This window comes from Nonomuraea sp. ZG12 (assembly GCF_052068115.1).
Taxonomy (GTDB): domain Bacteria; phylum Actinomycetota; class Actinomycetes; order Streptosporangiales; family Streptosporangiaceae; genus Nonomuraea.
This window is the reverse complement of record NZ_JBQHCW010000025.1, coordinates 91,821-109,881: the sequence shown is the minus strand read 5'-3', so window position 1 is coordinate 109,881 and position 18,061 is coordinate 91,821. Positions and strand designations below refer to the sequence as shown.

Here is an 18,061-nt window from a genome sequence, read left to right as displayed (position 1 = left end):
CGCTACAGCCCTTCCCGGGTCGTGGAGGACATGCGGCGGTACGCCTCGGGCAGCTCGTGCCCGGCCATCTCCGCCACCTTCTGGATCACTTCGACCAGGGCCGTGCCCTCGGCGACCTTGCGGTGGGCCTTGAGGTCCCCGTCACGGTAAGCGTTGAGCAGACGCAGCCGCAGCGGGTCCAGATCCAGCGCTCGGGCGATCCGGTCCATCTGCGACTCCAGCGCGAAGTCGGCGATGGTCACGCCGAAGCCGCGCATGGCGCTGGACGGCGTGCGGTTGGTGAACACGCAGTGGCAGTCGGCCCACACATTCGGGATCGAGTAGGGGCCGGGCAGGTGCGCAGCGGCCTTCGTGGTCCCGTACGGGCTGTGGCGGGAGTACGCGCCGGCGTCGACGTACAACGTGACCTTGCGTCCGATGATCCGGCCGTCGTTCATGACCGCATCCTTGATGTAGATGCGCTCGGCGGCTCGCGGCGAGGAGACCTGCATCTCCTCGGCCCGGTCGTAGACGAACTTGACCGGGCGGTCGACCAGCATCGCGCTCACGCACGCGACCGGCTCGACCACCACGTCCACCTTGCCGCCGAAGCCGCCGCCGACCGTCCCGCCGACGATGCGTAACTTGTTGAACGGCGTCTCCAGGATCAGGGCGGTGTTGTCCAGGGTGAAGAAGCACGCCTGGGTGTCGGAATGGATGCGCAGCCGCCCGTCGGCCTGCGGCACGACGACGCAGCCGGTGGTCTCGACGGGAGCCTGCTCGATCGGCGCGGACTGGTAGCGCCACTCGAAGACGTGGTCGGCGCGCGCGAACGCCTCCTCCACATCGCCGAACCGGATCCGCCGGCAGTGGTGGCCCTCGTAGCGGAAGTGGTTCTGCCCGTGGTACTCGTTGACCAGCGGCGCGCCCTCTTTCAGGGCCTCCTCGACGTCGAAGACCGGCGGCAGGTCCTCGTACGTGACCTTGATCCGGGCCGCACCCTCCAGCGCGGCCGCCTCCGTCTCGGCGACCACGGCGCAGATCGGCTCGCCGAGGTAGCGCACCTTGTCCACGGCCAGGATGGGTTCGTCGTCCGGCCCGACGCCGATCAGTTTGAGCGGGGTGAAGAGATTGTTCGGGATGTCGGCGTGGGTGAGGATCCGCAGGACGCGGGGCACGGCCAGGGCCTCGGTCAGGTCCACGTCCAGGATCCTGGCGTGGTGCCGGGCCGAGCGGTGCATCTTCAGGTGGGCGAGCCGTGGCGGGGCCACGTCCTCGAAGAACTCGGTACGCCCCGTGACGTGCCCGCGCGCGTCGGAGCGCTGGACCGCCGAGCCGATGACGGTGAGGTCGCCTTCGTCCGTACCCGTACCCGCGGCGGCCCGTTCGGCTGTGAAGGTGCTCGTGTCGATCGGTGCGAGCCTGTAGGTCATCGCGACGCCGCCTCCTGCGTGGCCTGCTCGCGGCGGCGCCTGGCCGCCTCGAGAATGGCGATCACGATGGGCCGGTAGCCGGTGCACCGGCAGACGTTGCCCGAGATCGCCTCGGTGACGTCTTCGTCGCTCGGATCGGAGTTCCCGTCGAGCAACGCCTCGGCGACCATGATCATGCCGGCTGTGCAGAAGCCGCACTGGGTGGCGAAGCAGTCGACGAAGGCGCTCTGCACCTCGTCCAGCTCACCCCCGGCCCCGACCCCCTCCAGCGTACGGATCGAACGCCCCGCGACGGTCTCCACCGCGACCAGGCAGGAGACCTCGGGCCGGCCGTCGACCAGGACGGTGCAGGTGCCGCAGGCGCCCTGCGCGCAGCCCCGCTTGGCCGCGGTGAGTCCCAGAGACTCGCGCAGGCTCGCGAGCAGTGTGGCGCCCGGCGCGGCGATGAACTCCCGTTGCTCGCCGTTGACGACGAGCGAGACGATCTGTGACGGCACGGTCCACCTCTCACTGATGCGGCTGACTGATGCGGCCTTGCTGGTGAGCGCTGCTAGGGGAGGAAGGCTCGGCGCAGATGCACGGGCAGGACCCGCGCCCGGTACCACGCGCTGGCGTGGGCGTCGTCGAAGGGGTCGATGTCGCCGCGGGCCGCTTCGCCCGCCTCGGTGAGGACCTCATGGGTCAAGGGCCGGCCCTGCAGCAGGCGCTCCGCCGACACCGCGCGCACCGGACGTGACGCGACACCGCCCAGCGCGATCCTGGTAGAGGCGACCACGCCGCCGTCGGCGCGGGTGACGGAGGCGACGGTCACGATCGCCGCCGAGTTCAGGCGACGGCGCATGGCCTTGTGGTAGTACCAGGTGCCCGGCTGGGGCAGCACCACCCGCACCGCCACGACGACCTCGCCCGCGGCGATCCCGGATGCCAGCACGCGGGCCACTGGTGCGTCGCGCCGGCCGTCCGGCCCGGCGATCTCGCACATCGCGTCGAGGGCGAGCAGGCAGACGGCCAGATCGCCGTACGGCTGCGCGACGAACAGATTGCCGCCTACGGTGGCCTGGTTACGGATGGTCGGGGAGGCGATCGTCCGCAGCGCCGGACGCAGGAACGCGAGCTCCGGCTGCTCGCCGACAGCGGTGAACGTGGCCGCCGCCCCGATCGTGGCCACACCGTCGCGCACCTCTACGCCGTCCAGCCCCGCCCGGCGCAGGCTGACCAGCTCGGACACGGGCGCAGTCCCGCTGTTCACCAGCGACATCACGACGGTGCCGCCACCCATGATCCAGCCGCCTCCCGCCAAGCAGTCGACCGCGGCATCGGCTGACTCCGGGACGTGCACCGCGCAGATCACCATGTGCGATCCTCCTCGGTGAAGGTATTATCGATAATTGATTATCGACTAAGGGCCGTCAAGGGATCCGGCAGGACGATCGATAATCGGTAGGATCACCTCATGACCGAGGAGCCCGCCAAGCTGCCACGCCTCACGCTGGCGCGGCAGATCCGCGACTCGCTGGTCGCCAGCATCGTGTCCGGCCACTTCGGCCCGGGCGAACGGCTGGTGGAGACGCGGCTCGCGGCGACCTACGGCACCAGCCAAGCACCCGTCCGCGAGGCGCTACGCGAACTGGAGGCCATGCGGCTGGTGGAAACCCAGCCGCGCCGCGGCACGTTCGTGCGGCCCTTCGTCCAGGAGACCCTGCGCGAAAGCTACGTCGTACGGGCGGCGCTGGAGGAGACGGCCACCCGGCTCGCCCTGCTGGCCGGGACCGTACCGGTAGAGGCCATGCGGGCGGACGTGGCAGCGATGCGGGCCGCCGCCGAAAGCGGCGACAGAGAGGCGTCTGCGCGCGCCAGCGTGTCCTTCCATCGGCGCATCGTCGAGGCCGCGCACAACGAGCTGCTCAAGCTCACCTGGGAGAGCCTGCAGATCGAGGCGCGGACGTCGGTCACGATGGTCGCCGCCGAGGTCGACCTGCTCGACATCGTCCAGGACCACGCCGAACTGCTGGCCGCGATCGAGGACGGTGACCTGGAGGTGGCGTGCCGGTATGCCCGCGACCACCAATGGCACTACGCCGACCTCCCGCACGACGCCCACGGCCGCACGCGCGACTCCGCCGCAGGCTGACCGAGCGGAAGCTCACCACCGAGCAGGGTCCGCGGGCGGCCTCGTCCAGATCGCCAGGGCGTGGGCGGCGGCGCATCCCAGGTGACACCCGTGACACCGCACGCAGGCACCTCTCGGCAGATCCGTTACCTGGGCTGATCCTTGAGCTTGCGCCACCCGCCGGCTCGGTTGTCGGCGATGATCTGCCGGAACATGGCGGTGAGGGCAGGAGCATTGATCGTTTCACCTTCGCGGAAAGCCACCGTACGGGCGGTCTTGTTGTGGTGGCCGGCCGTGATGATGCCTTCGGGGTCGGGGACGATGCCGCCGTCGTACAGGAACACGTTGACGTGGTCCTTGGCGGCGAGCAACGCGCACACGTTGCCCTGAAGCACGAAGTAGGGCCGGACGGTTCGCTTGATGGTCTCGGCGACCTCGGGGTCAGCGGCGTGGATCAGGTCTCGGACCTGCCGGCAGATGTCCTGCTGCCACTCGGGCAGAGCGTTGATGTAGTCGTCCACGCGCGGGTCGGTCTCGTAGGGTCGTACGTCGTTCACAGCCAGGCACCCACGATCGCCGAGGTGACGAGAATCTTGATCAGCCAGTCGCCCGCGTGCAGCGCTGCGGTGGCGGCGGGTGTCTTCTCCCACATCATGGACCCGGTGAGCAGCACTGCCGGGAACCCGACCCAGAGCACCAGGCCGAGCACCACCACCGACCACATACCAGTGAGGCCGGCGTACCGGGCCAAGCCCGCGATCACCGCGGCGACCACGAGACTGCGTGCCAGCTCCAGAAGGATCTTCAGCGGCGGCGGCCGATCGCCCCGATCCGGTGCGCGCTCACCCAGCAGGCGCTTTTCGACCGGTGTGAGCAGGGCGTAGTAGGCCGAACTGAGCACGAAGACCACGATGGACGCGGTGACGACGGAGAGCGAGCTATCCACGCGTTCACCTCCAAGTAAACTACACGGTATCGTTTCCTCGTGAGAAAACTAAACCGGGTAGTGTTCTCTGTCAAGGAGGTAGTTCGTTGACCACTTCGACGCGGGCTACGGCCCGCTCGGCGCGCAAGCGCCAGGAGATCCTCACGGCCGCGCGGTCGGTGTTCACGGCCCACGGCTACGTCGGCACCAGCATGGACGCGGTGGCCGCCGCGGCAGGCGCCTCGAAACGGACGGTGTACCAGTACTTCGCCGACAAGGAGGAACTGTTCGCCGGCGTCGTGTTGGACACCGTCGATCGCGGTTATGAGTACTTCAAGCCCGCGATCCTCGCGCTCGCGGAGGTGGACGACCTCGAGACCGCCCTACGGGACCATGCTCGGATGACGCTCGCCGGGTTGATGAACCCGGAGATACTCCAGATGCGACGCCTGGTCATCGCCGAGGCGGAGCGCTTCCCGGCCATTGGCCGCGAGTACTTCGAGCGGAGCTGGGGCCGCACCCTGAAACTCCTCGCGGAGACCTTCGCGAAGCTCACCGAACGCGGCCTGCTGAACACGCCCGACCCCGAGCGTGCCGCCTATATGTTCACCTGGCTGATCATCTCGATCCCCACCGGCCGAGCAGCCTTCCTGGGTGACGCGGCCGTCGGCTCCCCCGAGGAACTGACCGACCTGGCCGACGAGGGCACCCGCGTCTTTCTCGCCGCTTTCGCCCGCCGGTAGCTCGGGGAGCAACACACCCGGCCTACTGGCAAGGGCGAACGGCAAGGTGGCCGGTCACGCCCTCCGCGGTCAACGCCACGGCTCGTACGCGCTGACCTCAGGACCCGGTCATCGGCGTCTTGAGCCGGTAGGACAGCAGGACCACCCCGGAGGCGTACGTCTTCGTCTCGACGACGTCGAACATCGCCCGGGTGCCCTCCCCGAACAGCAGGCCATCGCCGTCGGCCCGCCCGAAGAAGAACGGGTGGACCCAGAGCCGCAGCTCGTCGAGCAGGCCGTACTCCATCAGGGTGTGGGAGAGCCGGCCGAACCCGTACTGCAGGATGTCGCCGCCCGGCCCGTCCTTGAGCCGGGCGATCTCGGCGACCACGTCGCCGCTGATGACGTTCGTGTTCTCCCAGTCAGCCTTGTCCAGAGTGGTCGAGACGACGTACTTGGACACGGAGTTGATCTTGTCGGTGTACGGGTCGCCGGATCGTCCCTGCCACACCGAGGCGAAGCTGTGGTAGGTGTCGCGGCCGAGCAGCACGCCGTCACAGCCGAGCAGCACCTCGAGCTGCGCGTCCCCGTCGTCCCTGGCACCCAGCGACGGCCAGTGCTGGGGGTCCTTGATGACGCCGTCGATCGTGACGAACGTCGAGTTGATGATGCGCCGCATGAGTTTCTCCGCTCTCGAACGTGTGTGAAACGAGTCTGCGCCGCCGGCCGGGGCCCGGACATCCGTGCCGCCACGGAAGCACCACGCATATCACCCCCGATGGGTCAGACTGGCGTGGTGACCCACGGGCGGCCGATCGACATTTCGCAACGCGAGGCGGAGGTCCTCGCGGCGCTCGGCGCGCGGCTGTCCAACGCCCAGATCGCCGGGCAGCTGCACATCTCCGTCCGTACGGTCGAAAGCCACATCTCGTCGTTACTGCGCAAGTACGGCGTCGCCGACAGGTGGGCCCTCGCCGACGAGGCGCTGCGGCAGTCACCGCCGCCCGGCCACCTGACCGGCCTGCCCTCCCCGCGCACGGCGTTCTTCGGCCGCGCTCCCGAGCAGGACCTCGCCCTCGACCTGCTCGGGAAGGCCCGGCTGGTGACCCTGCTGGGCGCGGGCGGGATCGGCAAGACCCGCCTCGCGGTCGCGGTGGCCGAGCCGGCCGCGCCCTCGTTCCCGCTGGGCGGCGCGTTCGTGGACCTCGTGCCGGTACGCGACGGGTTCGTCGCGCAGGCGGTGGCGTCCGCCCTCGGCGTGACCGAACGGCCCGGGCAGACGCTGGAGGACACGGTCGCCCGGCATCTCGGCCGCGGCCGGTCGCTGCTCGTCCTGGACAACTGCGAGCATCTGGTGGACGCCGTCGCCGCCTTCACCGAACGGCTGCTGTCCGGCTGCGCCACCGTGACCGTCCTGGCCACCAGCCGAGAGCGGCTCGGCGTGCCGGGCGAGCAGACGGTCCCCGTCCCGCCGCTCCCGCTGGACTCCGACGCCGAACGGCTCTTCCTCGACCGGGCCGCCGCGGCCGACCCCGGCTTCGCCGCCGCCCGCGCCGAGGTCACCGAGCTGTGCCGCCGTCTCGACGGGATGCCGCTGGCCATCGAGATGGCGGCGGCGCGCAGCGCGTCTTTGGGGGTGACGGGCCTCCTGTCCGCCCTGGACGACGTCCTGCGGCTGCTGGCCGGCGGGCGCGGGCCCGTGGAACGGCACCGGTCGCTGCGCGCGGTGCTCGCCTGGAGCCACGACCTGCTGACCGGCGACGAGCAGGCGCTGTTCCGGCGCCTGTCGATATTCGCCGGAGGCTTCGACCTCGCGGCGGCCACGGCCGTCGCGGCGGACCCCGGCCACACCGCCGACCTGCTCGGGCGGCTGGTGGACAAGAGCCTCGTCACGGGTCCCGTGCGGGGCCGGTGGCGGCTGCCGGCGACGATCCGCGCCTTCGCTGCCGAACGACTGGAGGCCGGCGGCGACGGCGGCGCCGTCCGGCACCAGTACCTGGAGTGGGCCGCCGCGACGGCCGCCGACCTGGAAAGCGGCCTGGAAAGCGGGCCGGGCGGTGATTGGCGCCGTGACTTCGACGCCGTCGCCGACGACCTGCGGGCGGCCCTGGCCGACGCGCCGCCCGGCCGCGCCGCCGTACCGCACCGGCTGGCCCGGTCGCTGGCCCACCTCACCTACGCCCGCAGGTTCCTGCGCGAGGTGCCCGGCCACCACGAGGAGGCCGCCCGGCGGGCGCCCACCCCGGGCGAGGCCGCCCGCGACCTGCGCGACGCCGCAGACGCCGCGCACGCCCTCATCGACACCGGCCGCGCCTTCGACCTGCTCCTGGCCTCGGCGCGAAGCGCCCGCGCGGGCGGCGACGGCAACGCCGAGGCGGTCGCGCTCGCGTTCGCCGTCGAGACCGCCGAACGGCACCCGTCCGGGTTCGAGACCGAGATCCCGCACGGGCGCCTGCGGGACCTCCTCGACCGGGCCTCGGCCGCCGGCGACCACCGCGATCCGCTCGTGGCCGCCCATCTCGCCGCCGCCCGCGTCTGGAACACCTGCCAGGAGAAGGTCGCCCCGGAGCCGTCCCTGATAGGCGCCGCGGTGGCCGCCGCCCGCGCCACCGGCGATCCCGTGCTGATCTGCGCCGCCCTCGACGCCTCCGGAATCGCCGCTCTCACCGCCGGGCGGTTCCGCGACGCACATCGGATCGCCACCGAACGCGTCGGCCTGCTTCCCGCGATGCCACGCGACGTCCCGTACCCCGCTCCGGAGATCACCGACGCGTTCCACATGGCGTCGTCCTGCGCCGTCGCGGCCGGAGACCTGCCCGCCGCGCTGCGCACGGCCCGGCTGGCCGGCGCCGACGACCTGATCGGGGACCGGTCACCGGTCGCGCTGAGCACCCTGATCCCACCGCTCGTCCTCACCGGCGAGCTCGACGAGGCCCTGCGCCGCGCGCCGGCCCTGTGGGAGGTCTGCGAGCAGGCGGACAACCCCCTCGCCTGGCTGTCACCGGCGGTGGCGGCGGTCGCCCTGGCGCACGGGCTGCGCGGCGAAGAGGTCAGCTTCAGGCTGTGGCGGGCCCGCGCGGAACGGATCGCCGGCGGCGCCCGGTCCCGGTACCTCGCGTCGTTCGCCGCGTTCGTCGACGCCAGGACCGCCCTGCGATCGGGCCGTGACGACACCGCGCTGGTGGAGGCGGCCTTCGCGGACTTCCCGCCGCAGGACTGGTACCGGACGTATGCCCGCGCCGCCGGCGCCGAACTGGCCGTCGCCGCCGGGCTCCCCGACGCGACCGTACGGCTCGCCGCCGCCCTGTCCGACACCACCGCGGAGAACGACTGGGCCGCCGCCTGCCTCACCCGCGCAGCCGGCCGGCTCCACCGCGACCCGGACGAGCTGTCCGCCGCCGTCGAAGCCTGGGAACGCATCGGCGCCCGCTACGAGCGCGCCTGCACCCTCCTCCTCATCCCCGCCCGCGAGGACGAGGCCCGCGAGGAACTCGCCGCCCTGTCCGCCGGTTCCTCACCCCCGGAGAACCGCGGCGAGGACGGTTCAAGGTGTCAGTGCTCGTCGGGGGCGGGGCTCGGGTGAGCGCGGTTGTGGTGCTCCTGCGTCGCGGCCCAGCTCGCGAGCATCCGCAGGGCGTCCTCGGAGGTGGAGCCGGCTTCGGCGGTGTAGGCCAGGAGCACGAGACCTGGGTCCGAGCGCCGGCAGGGTGACACCGTTGTTGAGGGTGAGCAGGGGTGCAGTGGTCATGACGATCCTTCATCTCTCATTCTGGAAGCGGGCCCTCAAGGCCCACGCCTCAAGTAGGCGCCGAGTCCTGGCGCCGCGGAAGGATCGACCTCGTCGACCTTGACAGCGTGCTGCGCGGCAGCCCCGATTCATGTAGGTCTTCACGGCGCGGCGGGTGGCACTCAGGGCCTTCGACTCGCCGAGGAGCTTCAGGTACGGGCGGACGGTGTCGTACTCGTCGACGAGCGCTGCGCGGAGCGCGGCCTCGGCCGCGCCGACCCCATCTCCCGTCGATAGACGTCAGTGAGGTGTGCGGGCCAGTCGGTGTGCGTGACGATCGCATCGTCGGCGTGCGTGAGCTGGTCGATGGCGCCGACCTGGATCATGGTCTTCAACGCCGGGTCGTCAATCGCCTCGCGGGTGGCGGAGACGAAGTCGGCGGCGTTGATGACCGTGTAGGGCCTGACCGCGTTGTTGATGCCCACCTCGAAGTCGCCGAGTCGCGGGGTGACCGGTGGGCTGATCCCGAGGTTGTTGTGCGCGTGGCCGAGCGCGACGAGGGCCTCGGACATGGCCGAGGACTCCGCGGCGGTGTCGTTGGCGGACAGGGCGGTGTCGAGCAGCGGTGTGAGCCTGTCCGCGGCATCGAGTCGGGCGAACGCGGCGCCGTACCACTTGTCGTAGGGGTGATAGCGGCGCTCTTGGAGGAAGGCCAGGTCGGTGATGAGCCGGCACAACCTCGCCGTGAGCAAGCGGGCCCCGAGACGGTCGCCCGTTTCTACGCACCGCTCACGCATGGGCTGGCAGTTGCCGATCAGGTGCCACGCACTGATGATCATCCACCTCCACACATCCGATGGATACCAGGAAAGCTCCTGGCGCAGGCGGGTCAGCTCCCCGGTGTCGTCGTGGAAGACACGGCCCGCCGTGATGTTCAAGAGCCTTTGCTGGGGCGTGGCCAGCCAGCGGGCGGCGTCCATGCGCTCACGCGGGTCGTAGCCGAGCTGGGCACGAACCCACTCCTCGAACGTCGTCACCTCGATGTGATGCGTAACAGTGGCAGTGGCCTGCCGGAACCAGCTGGTGGCGAACCCGCGGAATGTGGTGGGGAGCCCGGTCTCGATGGCGAGCCGTACCTCATGGACGTGTTCTGCGGCGACGAGGAGCTGGAGCCGAGGGCCCCATTCGTGGTCTTGTGAACGCGGCGTGTCGAAGCCGAGCACCTCAGAGCCCTCGCCGAGCAAGCACGCTGTGTGCGGTACCGCGACCGATGAACGCACGACCTCGGTGTAGAACGATTCGGCCAGTTCCAGGCCTGCGACGAATCTCATCTCCATCGGCCGCAGGATAACGAGATCCACAGGGGACATCACGGCAATTGAATGCGGCCGCGTGCTATGCGGCGCCTCACCCGCACGTGGCGGTAAAACTCAAGGCCACATGAGCCGAGCTCCGTCGCCACGGACAAGGTGTCACCGGCAACTAGGGACGCCAGTTGCCGTTCATCTCGACGTAGGTCTCACCGCTGACCTTCTTACCGTTGTATGTGCCGTCGAAAGCTGCAGTGGCTTCCATGTAACCCCCCTCGCGGGTGCCGAGTTGCTGGGGACCATGCTGACCCGCCATCCGCATGACGTGGAGGACGCGCTGAGCCAGTGGGAGCGAAAGTTACGCCCGTACGTGGAGAACTTCCAGAGCTCCGCCACGAAGAGCCGGGCCCTCTTCACGCCGCCGAACCGTATCGAGAAGGCCTTGCGCTCGGGGGTGATCCGGATGTCACTCTTCCCGGTGATCGGCCCGGCGCTGTGGCGGCGCCTTGCCGTCAAGAGCAAGGGCGCGCGGATGAGCGGCATCGACATCGCGGCAGCGTGATCGTCGCGCCAAGGCTGCCCGTATCCTCGCCGCGACCGAGGAGCTCGTGCTCAAGCGCGGGTACAAGGGCGCCACCATCTCCGACATCGCGGACAAGGCCCACGTGGGCAGGGGAACGCTCTACCTCTACTGGCCCAACAAGGGAGAGCCTGTTCCTCGCGCTCCTCGCCCGCGACAGTCTGGAAGGCCTGGAGCACGTCATCGGCGCGCTGCGGGAGGATCCCCAGCTGCTGCGGCCGGACCGCCTGTGTCCGTGGCTGGTCCGGGCCGGTCTGAAACAGCCCCTGGCGCACGCGCTGCAGACCATCGACACGGACGTCCTCGGCGGGCTGGCGCAGAGCCCGCAGGCCAAGGAGATGGCGCGGAACCAGGGCATGATGGCGCTGCTCTCCCACCTGCTCGTGGTGTGGCGCGCGCACCAGATGGTACGCACGGACTGGTCCGCGGAGGAGCAGGCGTACGCCCTGCAGGTCGTCGGTGTCGGCTTCCAGGAGACACTGACCCGCTGGTCCGTCTTCTCCGACCTGGACGAAGAGGCGCGCAGCGCCACGCTGTCCGCCTCCCTCATCGAGATCCTCGGTGTGCGGGACGTGCCGGAGCCCGACCTCCGGACGGCGGTGGCGGAAGCCGTCCACATCATCGAAGTGATGTGCTCGCGGCTGCGGGAGCGGATGGACGAGCTGACCGGGCACGACGCCACAGCGGGGTGATCACGGCGACGGTTCAGGTCACGTAACCGGTCGCGCCTGCTCGGCAGCGGTGGCCATGATGTGGCGGGTGCGGTCGCGTAGCAATTGGTGCGTGCGGTCGTGGTGGTTGCGGGGATGCCACGCCATACCGATCGTCGCGGGCGGCAGTGTCAGCGGGATCGGGAACGTACGCAGCCCGAGCGTGTCCAGCATCAGCCGTCCCAGCCTGGCCGGGGCGACGCAGACGACGTCGGTCTCGCGGGCCAGGAACAGCGCACCCGCGAAGGCGGGGACCACCGCGACCACACGCCGGCGCAGGCCCAGGTCGGCGAGTCGCTCATCGATCGGGCCATGGGTCCGCCCGCGCCGCGACACGACGATGTGGTCGGCCGCGGCGAACCGCTGTGGCGTGACGGTCTTCGTCCTCGCGAGTGGATGATCCGGCCGCACCACGCCGATCAGCACCTCCGTGAGGAGGGTTTCCGAGCGGATCTCCGGATCACCGGGGCGGATGATCCCGATTTCCAGATCCACCAGCCCCTCGCGCAGGACCGGGGTGTCCTCGAGGTTCTCCGGCCGCAGCCGCAGTGAGATGCCGGGAGCCTGAACCCGCAGGTCGTCGATGAGGGACGGCATGAACGTCGTGGACAGCATGTCACTGACCTGCAGGTCGAACATGCGCACCGCGGTCCGCGGATCGGCGGCGTTCGACGGCTCGAACAGTGCTCGCGCTCGGGTGGCGACCGCGTGCACCTCACCGCGCAGTTCCAGGGCCCGGGGCGTGGGCACGAGATCGCGTCCGGCACGCACGAGAAGCGGGTCGTCGAAGGCGCGGCGCAACCGGGCCAGGGCGCGGCTCATCGCCGGTGCCGACGTGTGCAGGCGCGCCGCGGCCTTCGTCACGCTGTTCTCGGCGAGCAGCGCGTCCAGCGCCACGATCAGGTTCAGGTCGACATAGTCCACCTGCCGATTATCACATTCGAAAGAACTGTGTACCAATCTTGCACTGGTGTGAATCGGCTGCCGTTCCTACCTTTGACGCAGACCTGACGAGAACGCAGTGGAGTTCGACATGACCGGAAGTGAGTTGTGATGCGGGCTGTGGTGATCGGTGCCGGAATCGTGGGCCTGACGAGTGGGCTCGCGCTGCGCCGCGCCGGGATCGAGGTGGTGATCTACGAGCACGCGCCGGAGATCCGCGCCGCCGGGGCCGGCTTGGGACTCTGGGCCAACGCGCTGGCGGTGTTCGACGAGCTCGGCATCGGCGCGGAGGTGCGCGCCATCGGCAAACCCAGCGAGATGTACTTCCACGACCCGGCCGGGCGGCTGCTCGAAACCCCGGAATTCGGCGTCGAGGACCACCGGTATCTGCTGGTGCACCGGGCGAAGCTGAACGATCTGCTCGCCGACGCCGTGGGGCGGGAGAACATCCGCCTTTCCACCGGGTTCGACGCGTACGACGAGCACGCGGACCATGTCACGGTCCGGTTGACCGACGGCAGCACGGAGAACGCCGACGTGCTCGTCGGGGCGGACGGGGCGTACTCGGCGGTGCGCGAGCGACTGGTGCCGGGCGCCGTCGCCCAGGAACACCCGGGCCACCACGTCTGGCGCGCGGTCATCCCGACCACCGGCCACACGGTGCCCGAGGACCGGCTGATCCTGGGCACCGACGGCTGCCGCGGCGGGTACGTACGCACCCACGACGGGCACGTCTACTGGCTGCTGAACCAATTCAACTCCCCCGAGCCGTCCGGCACCCGTAAGCAGCAAGCCCTGGAACGGGTCGTCCACCTCCAGGAGGGAGGAGGGAACGCGCTCCTGACCGAGCTGATCGCCGCGACGCCCGAGGAGCAGATCCTGCACAACCAGATCATGCTCGTGCCGCCGCTGCCCCACTGGGTCTCCGCGCGGGTCGTGCTGGCCGGGGACTCGGCCCACGCGATGTCGCCGCACATCACCGCCGGCGCGACGCTGGGCATCGAGGACGCCGCCCTGCTCGGCCGCCTGCTCTCCACCGCCGGCGACGTTCCCGCCGCGCTGGCCGCCTACGAGGCCGACCGGATCCCCCGGTACGCCCACGTCGCGCGACTGTCCGCGGCGGTCGAGCACGCGCCCACGCCGCAGGAGTTCGCGCGGCACTACGCCGCCTTCAGCCACTGGATGATCACCCCGCAGTCCCAGCGGCCGGAGAAGGACCGGGTGCGGGCATGACGTTCACCGTGGAGGTGGACGTGCCGGTGCCGATGCGCGACGGTATCGCTCTGGCCACCAACGTGTGGCGGCCTGCCGGGCCGGGACCGTTTCCCGTGCTGCTGGTCCGCACCCCCTACGGCAAGGACGACGCCGGACTGTACGGCAACCCGAAGCTGCCGGACGTGTTCGCTCTCGTGGCCGCCGGTTACGCGGTGGTGGCCCAGGATGTCCGCGGGACCTCCCGCTCGCCCGGCACGTTCGTACCGCATGCTCACGAGGGCCGTGACGGTGTCGACACCCTCACGTGGCTGGCCGGGCAGCCGTGGTGTGACGGCGCGGTCGGCATGTGGGGCGGGTCCTACATGGGATTCACGCAGTGGCAGGCGGCCGTGGGTGACGCACCGGCGCTGCGGGCGATCGCGCCCGTGATGAGCTCCGCCGACCTGTACGGGGCGCCGTGGTACTCCCGGGGCGGTGCGTTGTCGCAGGACGCCGTCCTGACCTGGGGCACGCTCTCGGCTCTGCGCAACCTGCGCCGCGACCTCGCCGACGGACACGGTGACCCGGCTGACGCCCACGTACTCCTGTCAGGCCTGTCTGATCCGGGGACGCTGCACGACCCGCTGCCGGTCGCCGACCGAGGCGCACTGACCCGCTGCCTGCCCTGGGTCGGTCAGGTGCTCGGCCATCCGGAACGGGACGCGTTCTGGCAGGAGGTCGCCGCGATCGACCACTGCGGCAGCATCACCGTCCCGGCGCTCCACGTGGGTGGCTGGTACGACGTGTTCATCGGCGAGACCGTGCGGTCCTACACGATGATGCGCCGCCACGGCGGCAGCGCCGCGGCCCGCGACGGTCAGCGGCTGCTCATCGGCCCCTGGTGCCATGCCGACGGCACCGACCTCGGCACCTTCCCCGACCGGTCGTTCGGACTCGACGGCAGCATCAAGACCGCCGATGTCACGGGCGCCCACCTGCGGTTCTTCGACCGCTGGGTCCGCGGCCGGACGGACACCCCGGACGACACCCACCGGGTCCGGATCTTCGTCATGGGCGTCGACCAGTGGCGTGACGAGGTGGACTGGCCGCTGCCCGACACCCGCTACACCGACTTCTTCCTCGCCGGGGGCGGCCGCGCCAACACCGCCACCGGCGACGGCCGCCTGACGCGCGATGCCGCATCGGCGGAGGCTGCGGACACCTTCCTCTACGACCCGCGCCGCCCGGTCCCGAGCCTGGGTGGCACCGTGCTCGCCGCCGCGTCCGGCGCCTACCCCGGACCGGCCGACCAGGCGGTGGTCGAGACGCGCGAGGACGTGCTGTGCTTCACCACCGCCGTCCTCGAGCGTCCCGTCGAGGTCACCGGCCACGTCACCCTCGTCCTGTACGTCTCCTCCTCGGCGCCGGACACCGACTTCACCGGCAAACTCGTCGACGTGCACCCCGACGGCAAGGCGATCATCCTGTGCGAGGGCATCCAGCGCGCCCGCTACCGCAGGTCGCTCACCGACCCGGTGCCCTTGGAGCCGGGGACGGTCGAAGAACTGACCGTCGACCTGTGCGTCACCTCGAACGTCTTCCTGCCCGGGCACCGCATCCTGCTCGAGGTCTCCAGCAGCAATTTCCCCCGCTACGACCGCAACACCAACACGGGCGGGACGATCGCCACCGACGGCGAGGACGACCTGGCCGTCGCGGTCAACCGAGTCCACCACGGACCGGCCCACCCCAGCCGTCTGATCCTGCCGCTGATCGAACGGCCGGACACGGGACGGCCTGCCACGGCCACGGAAGCGGAGGCGCGGGCATGAGCGCACTGGAGGATCTGGTGGACCGGGCGGCTGTCGCCGAGGTCGTCGCCGGTCTCGCCCACGCCCAGGACGACCGGGACTGGACCGCTCTGCGGCGGCTGCTCGCCGATGAGGTGCTGCTGGATCTGTCGACCCACCACTTCGGCAGGCCACCGGCGACTGTGACGGCCCCCGACCTGGTCGAGCTGGCCCGCGGCACCCTGGAGGGCTTCGACTGCACCCATCACGCCGCCTCCAACCTCGTCGTGCGACTGTCGGGCGACGAGGCCGAGTGCCGCACGCACGTGGTCGCCTACCACCACGTCCCCGCCGAACCCGGCGTCGTCGACTACTGCACGATGCGTGGCTACTGGCAGCTCAAGCTCCGCAGACTCGGCGGACGCTGGCTGATGACCCACTGGGCCGTGGTGCGCACCGCCCCGTGGGAGGGGTCTCCGGACGCCTATGCGCTCGCCGCCGCACGCGTCACACCCCGGTCCTGACAGGAGAAGCATCGATGTTCTACGAGATCCGTACGGAGCACGCCCGCGCCGGCCGCGGCACCGAACTGGCCCGCTACATGGACGAGACCGTCATCCCGCTGCACCAGGAGATGGGGATGCACGTGGTGGGAGCGTTCACCGTGATCGGCGACGAGGACGCCTTCGTCTGGATTCGACGCTTCGAGGACGCCGCCGACCGCGAACGCACCCTGGACGCCGTCCATCGGCATCCCCGGTGCGCGGCCGTGATCGACACCGTTTCCGCGCTGGTGGGCGGGACCGAGTCCACGGTCCGGCTGGCACCGACCCCCGCGTCCCGGCTTCGCTGACCTGACAAGCACCCACATCGAGGAGGACACACCGTGAACGCGACTGGCGCGTACCGGCAGAGCCGGGACCAGTTGCTGCGACTGCGCGGCGACCACGCCCGCGCCGTGGCCGAGTTCCGATGGCCGGAACTCGGTACGCGGTTCAACTGGGCGGTGGACTGGTTCGACGCAGTCGCGAGCGGCAACGACCGCCCGGCTCTCGTCGTTGTGGAGGAGGACGGGTCCGCGACCGAACGAACCTTCGCCGAGATGTCCCGTGCCTCGGATCGCCTGTCGTCGTGGCTGGCCGCCGGCGGCGTCCGCAAAGGAGATCCGGTCCTGCTGATGCTCGGCAACCAGGTCGAGCTGTGGGAAGCGATGCTGGCCATCATGAAGCTGGGTGCGGTGATCCTGCCGACCACGACCGCGGTGGGGCGGGCAGGTCTCGAAGACCGGATCGCCCGTGGCCGCGTCCGGCACGTGATCTGCGACGCCGCGGACACCGGCACGTTCGGCCAGGTGCCCGGCGACTACACGCGGATCAGCGTCGGCGCGGCCGAGGGCTGGTCCGATCTGCGCGAGGCCGCGGACCTGGCGCACACGAGCGTCGGGCACCCGGGCACGACGCCGGACGATCCGCTGCTGCTGTACTTCACCTCCGGTACGACGTCGCGACCCAAGCTGGTCGAGCACACGCAGGTGTCCTACCCGGTCGGTCATCTGTCCACGATGTACTGGCTGGGTCTGCGGCCCGGCGATGTGCATCTGAACATCTCCTCACCGGGCTGGGCCAAGCACGCATGGTCCTGCTTCTTCGCGCCGTGGATCGCCGAAGCGACCATCGTCGTCCACGACTACCGCCGCTTCGACGCGGCGGCGTTGCTGGATCAGTTGCATCGCAGAAAGGTCACCTCGTTCTGTGCTCCACCGACCGTCTGGCGGATGCTGATCAATGCCGATCTCGGCGAGCGCCCGGAGGCTCTGCGTGAGGCGATCAGCGCCGGGGAGCCACTCAACCCCGAGGTCATCGAGCGGGTCCGGCGCGCATGGGGCGTGACCGTGCGCGACGGATTCGGCCAGACCGAGACCACCGCCCAGGTGGGCAACACCCCGGGCGCCGCGGTCCGGGCCGGATCGATGGGACGGCCGTTGCCCGGGGTTCCGGTCGTCCTCGTCGACCCGGCCACCGGTCGCCTGGTCACCGGGACAGGCGAAGGAGAGCTGTGCCTCGATCTGTCGGCACGGCCACTGCCGCTCATGACCGGCTACCGGGACGACGCCGAACGCAACGCCGGAGCGATGAGCGGCGGCTATTACCACACCGGTGACGTGGCGAGTCGCGACGCCGAGGGCTACATCACCTATATCGGCCGTACCGACGACGTGTTCAAGGCGAGCGACTACAAGATCAGCCCGTTCGAACTCGAGTCAGCGCTCATCGAGCATCCGGCGGTCGCCGAGGCCGCGGTGGTTCCGGCGCCGGACCCGGTCCGGCTGGCCGTGCCCAAGGCGTACATCGCGCTGGCGCCCGGCCACGAGCCGACGGAGGAGACGGCGCTGTCGATCCTGCGGTACGCCCGTGAGCACCTCGCCCCGTACCAGCGCGTTCGGCGGATCGAGTTCTCCGACCTGCCCAAGACCATTTCCGGGAAGATCCGGCGCGTCGAGCTCCGGGCCCGGGAACAGGAGCTCGCGGACGGCCGGCGGGCGAGCGCCGAATGGCGGGACGACCAGTTCCCCGGCCTCAAGGGCTGACCCGGCCGGGCATTCCCCCGATGTGCCGACGCCCATCCCGGAAGGAAGCACC

At 70.4% G+C, this 18,061-nt stretch carries 19 protein-coding genes and 1 pseudogene; 11 read left to right on the top strand and 9 right to left on the bottom strand.

Going from position 1 to position 18,061, the window contains the following annotated elements:
• Positions 1-2: 2 nt before the first annotated feature.
• Genes ACTMTF_RS40345 through ACTMTF_RS40335 form a run of 3 tightly spaced genes read right to left on the bottom strand, consistent with a single transcriptional unit; the run spans position 3 to position 2,766 of the window.
• The gene (locus ACTMTF_RS40345) at positions 3-1,412 is read right to left on the bottom strand and encodes a xanthine dehydrogenase family protein molybdopterin-binding subunit (RefSeq protein ID WP_441115392.1); all 1,410 of its coding nucleotides are present in this window, start codon (positions 1,410-1,412) and stop codon (positions 3-5) included.
• On the bottom strand, positions 1,409-1,909 hold the full coding sequence (locus ACTMTF_RS40340) for a (2Fe-2S)-binding protein (RefSeq protein WP_441115391.1): 501 nt from the start codon (positions 1,907-1,909) through the stop codon (positions 1,409-1,411). Before ACTMTF_RS40340 ends, ACTMTF_RS40345 begins: the two co-directional genes overlap by 4 nt.
• Before the next feature lie 53 nt (positions 1,910-1,962).
• Positions 1,963-2,766: an FAD binding domain-containing protein gene (locus tag ACTMTF_RS40335; protein ID WP_441115390.1), complete on the bottom strand. Its 804-nt coding sequence runs from the start codon at positions 2,764-2,766 to the stop codon at positions 1,963-1,965.
• 99 nt (positions 2,767-2,865) lie between these two features.
• Between ACTMTF_RS40335 and ACTMTF_RS40330 the strand changes: the two genes are divergently transcribed.
• Positions 2,866-3,543: a GntR family transcriptional regulator gene (locus ACTMTF_RS40330; protein WP_441115389.1), complete on the top strand. Its 678-nt coding sequence runs from the start codon at positions 2,866-2,868 to the stop codon at positions 3,541-3,543.
• 125 nt (positions 3,544-3,668) lie between these two features.
• Here ACTMTF_RS40330 and ACTMTF_RS40325 read toward each other — a convergent pair whose 3' ends face one another.
• Positions 3,669-4,079, bottom strand: a complete 411-nt coding sequence (locus ACTMTF_RS40325; RefSeq protein WP_441115388.1) for a DUF1801 domain-containing protein — start codon at positions 4,077-4,079, stop codon at positions 3,669-3,671.
• On the bottom strand, positions 4,076-4,468 hold the full coding sequence (locus tag ACTMTF_RS40320) for a DUF1761 domain-containing protein (protein ID WP_441115387.1): 393 nt from the start codon (positions 4,466-4,468) through the stop codon (positions 4,076-4,078). The genes ACTMTF_RS40325 and ACTMTF_RS40320 overlap by 4 nt, the downstream gene beginning before the upstream one ends.
• Before the next feature lie 86 nt (positions 4,469-4,554).
• Between ACTMTF_RS40320 and ACTMTF_RS40315 the strand changes: the two genes are divergently transcribed.
• Positions 4,555-5,190 carry a TetR/AcrR family transcriptional regulator gene (locus tag ACTMTF_RS40315; RefSeq protein WP_441115386.1) on the top strand — a complete coding sequence of 212 codons (636 nt, stop codon included), beginning with the start codon at positions 4,555-4,557 and terminating at the stop codon, positions 5,188-5,190.
• Between the two features lie 97 nt (positions 5,191-5,287).
• On the opposite strand, the gene ACTMTF_RS40310 is transcribed toward ACTMTF_RS40315, so the two are convergent.
• Positions 5,288-5,848 carry a dihydrofolate reductase family protein gene (locus ACTMTF_RS40310; RefSeq protein WP_441115385.1) on the bottom strand — a complete coding sequence of 187 codons (561 nt, stop codon included), beginning with the start codon at positions 5,846-5,848 and terminating at the stop codon, positions 5,288-5,290.
• A gap of 117 nt (positions 5,849-5,965) precedes the next feature.
• Between ACTMTF_RS40310 and ACTMTF_RS40305 the strand changes: the two genes are divergently transcribed.
• On the top strand, positions 5,966-8,752 hold the full coding sequence (locus ACTMTF_RS40305; protein ID WP_441115384.1) for an ATP-binding protein: 2,787 nt from the start codon (positions 5,966-5,968) through the stop codon (positions 8,750-8,752).
• Here the strand turns inward: ACTMTF_RS40305 and ACTMTF_RS40300 are convergent.
• Together ACTMTF_RS40300 and ACTMTF_RS40295 are read right to left on the bottom strand one after the other, a co-directional pair.
• Positions 8,722-8,850, bottom strand: coding sequence for a hypothetical protein (locus tag ACTMTF_RS40300; protein WP_441115383.1), 129 nt, complete (start codon positions 8,848-8,850; stop codon positions 8,722-8,724). The two genes, ACTMTF_RS40305 and ACTMTF_RS40300, sit on opposite strands and share 31 nt — an antisense overlap.
• Before the next feature lie 255 nt (positions 8,851-9,105).
• The gene (locus tag ACTMTF_RS40295) at positions 9,106-10,233 is read right to left on the bottom strand and encodes a DUF4037 domain-containing protein (RefSeq protein ID WP_441115382.1); all 1,128 of its coding nucleotides are present in this window, start codon (positions 10,231-10,233) and stop codon (positions 9,106-9,108) included.
• A gap of 274 nt (positions 10,234-10,507) precedes the next feature.
• Here ACTMTF_RS40295 and ACTMTF_RS40290 point away from each other — a divergent pair, with 274 nt between their 5' ends.
• From ACTMTF_RS40290 to ACTMTF_RS40280, 3 genes and pseudogenes are all read left to right on the top strand, one after another.
• Positions 10,508-10,768, top strand: coding sequence for a hypothetical protein (locus ACTMTF_RS40290; RefSeq protein ID WP_441115381.1), 261 nt, complete (start codon positions 10,508-10,510; stop codon positions 10,766-10,768).
• 22 nt (positions 10,769-10,790) lie between these two features.
• Positions 10,791-10,901 (top strand): annotated as a pseudogene (locus tag ACTMTF_RS40285) (helix-turn-helix domain-containing protein); the annotation flags it as partial.
• Between the two features lie 223 nt (positions 10,902-11,124).
• A complete protein-coding gene (locus ACTMTF_RS40280; RefSeq protein WP_441115380.1) occupies positions 11,125-11,478 on the top strand; it encodes a hypothetical protein in 354 nt (117 codons plus the stop codon).
• 18 nt (positions 11,479-11,496) lie between these two features.
• Here the strand turns inward: ACTMTF_RS40280 and ACTMTF_RS40275 are convergent, their stop codons facing one another.
• Positions 11,497-12,420 carry a LysR family transcriptional regulator gene (locus ACTMTF_RS40275; protein ID WP_441115379.1) on the bottom strand — a complete coding sequence of 308 codons (924 nt, stop codon included), beginning with the start codon at positions 12,418-12,420 and terminating at the stop codon, positions 11,497-11,499.
• 129 nt (positions 12,421-12,549) lie between these two features.
• Here ACTMTF_RS40275 and ACTMTF_RS40270 point away from each other — a divergent pair, with 129 nt between their 5' ends.
• From ACTMTF_RS40270 to ACTMTF_RS40250, 5 genes are read left to right on the top strand one after another with little or no spacing between them, the layout of a single operon-like run.
• Positions 12,550-13,671: an FAD-dependent monooxygenase gene (locus ACTMTF_RS40270; RefSeq protein ID WP_441115378.1), complete on the top strand. Its 1,122-nt coding sequence runs from the start codon at positions 12,550-12,552 to the stop codon at positions 13,669-13,671.
• Positions 13,668-15,464 carry a CocE/NonD family hydrolase gene (locus tag ACTMTF_RS40265; RefSeq protein WP_441115377.1) on the top strand — a complete coding sequence of 599 codons (1,797 nt, stop codon included), beginning with the start codon at positions 13,668-13,670 and terminating at the stop codon, positions 15,462-15,464. Before ACTMTF_RS40270 ends, ACTMTF_RS40265 begins: the two co-directional genes overlap by 4 nt.
• On the top strand, positions 15,461-15,946 hold the full coding sequence (locus tag ACTMTF_RS40260; RefSeq protein WP_441115376.1) for a nuclear transport factor 2 family protein: 486 nt from the start codon (positions 15,461-15,463) through the stop codon (positions 15,944-15,946). The genes ACTMTF_RS40265 and ACTMTF_RS40260 overlap by 4 nt, the downstream gene beginning before the upstream one ends.
• A gap of 14 nt (positions 15,947-15,960) precedes the next feature.
• Positions 15,961-16,275 (top strand): NIPSNAP family protein, encoded by a 315-nt coding sequence (locus ACTMTF_RS40255; protein ID WP_441115375.1) that lies wholly within the window; start codon positions 15,961-15,963, stop codon positions 16,273-16,275.
• Positions 16,276-16,308: 33 nt separating this feature from the next.
• Positions 16,309-18,009 (top strand): AMP-binding protein, encoded by a 1,701-nt coding sequence (locus tag ACTMTF_RS40250; protein ID WP_441115374.1) that lies wholly within the window; start codon positions 16,309-16,311, stop codon positions 18,007-18,009.
• Positions 18,010-18,061 lie beyond the last annotated feature (52 nt).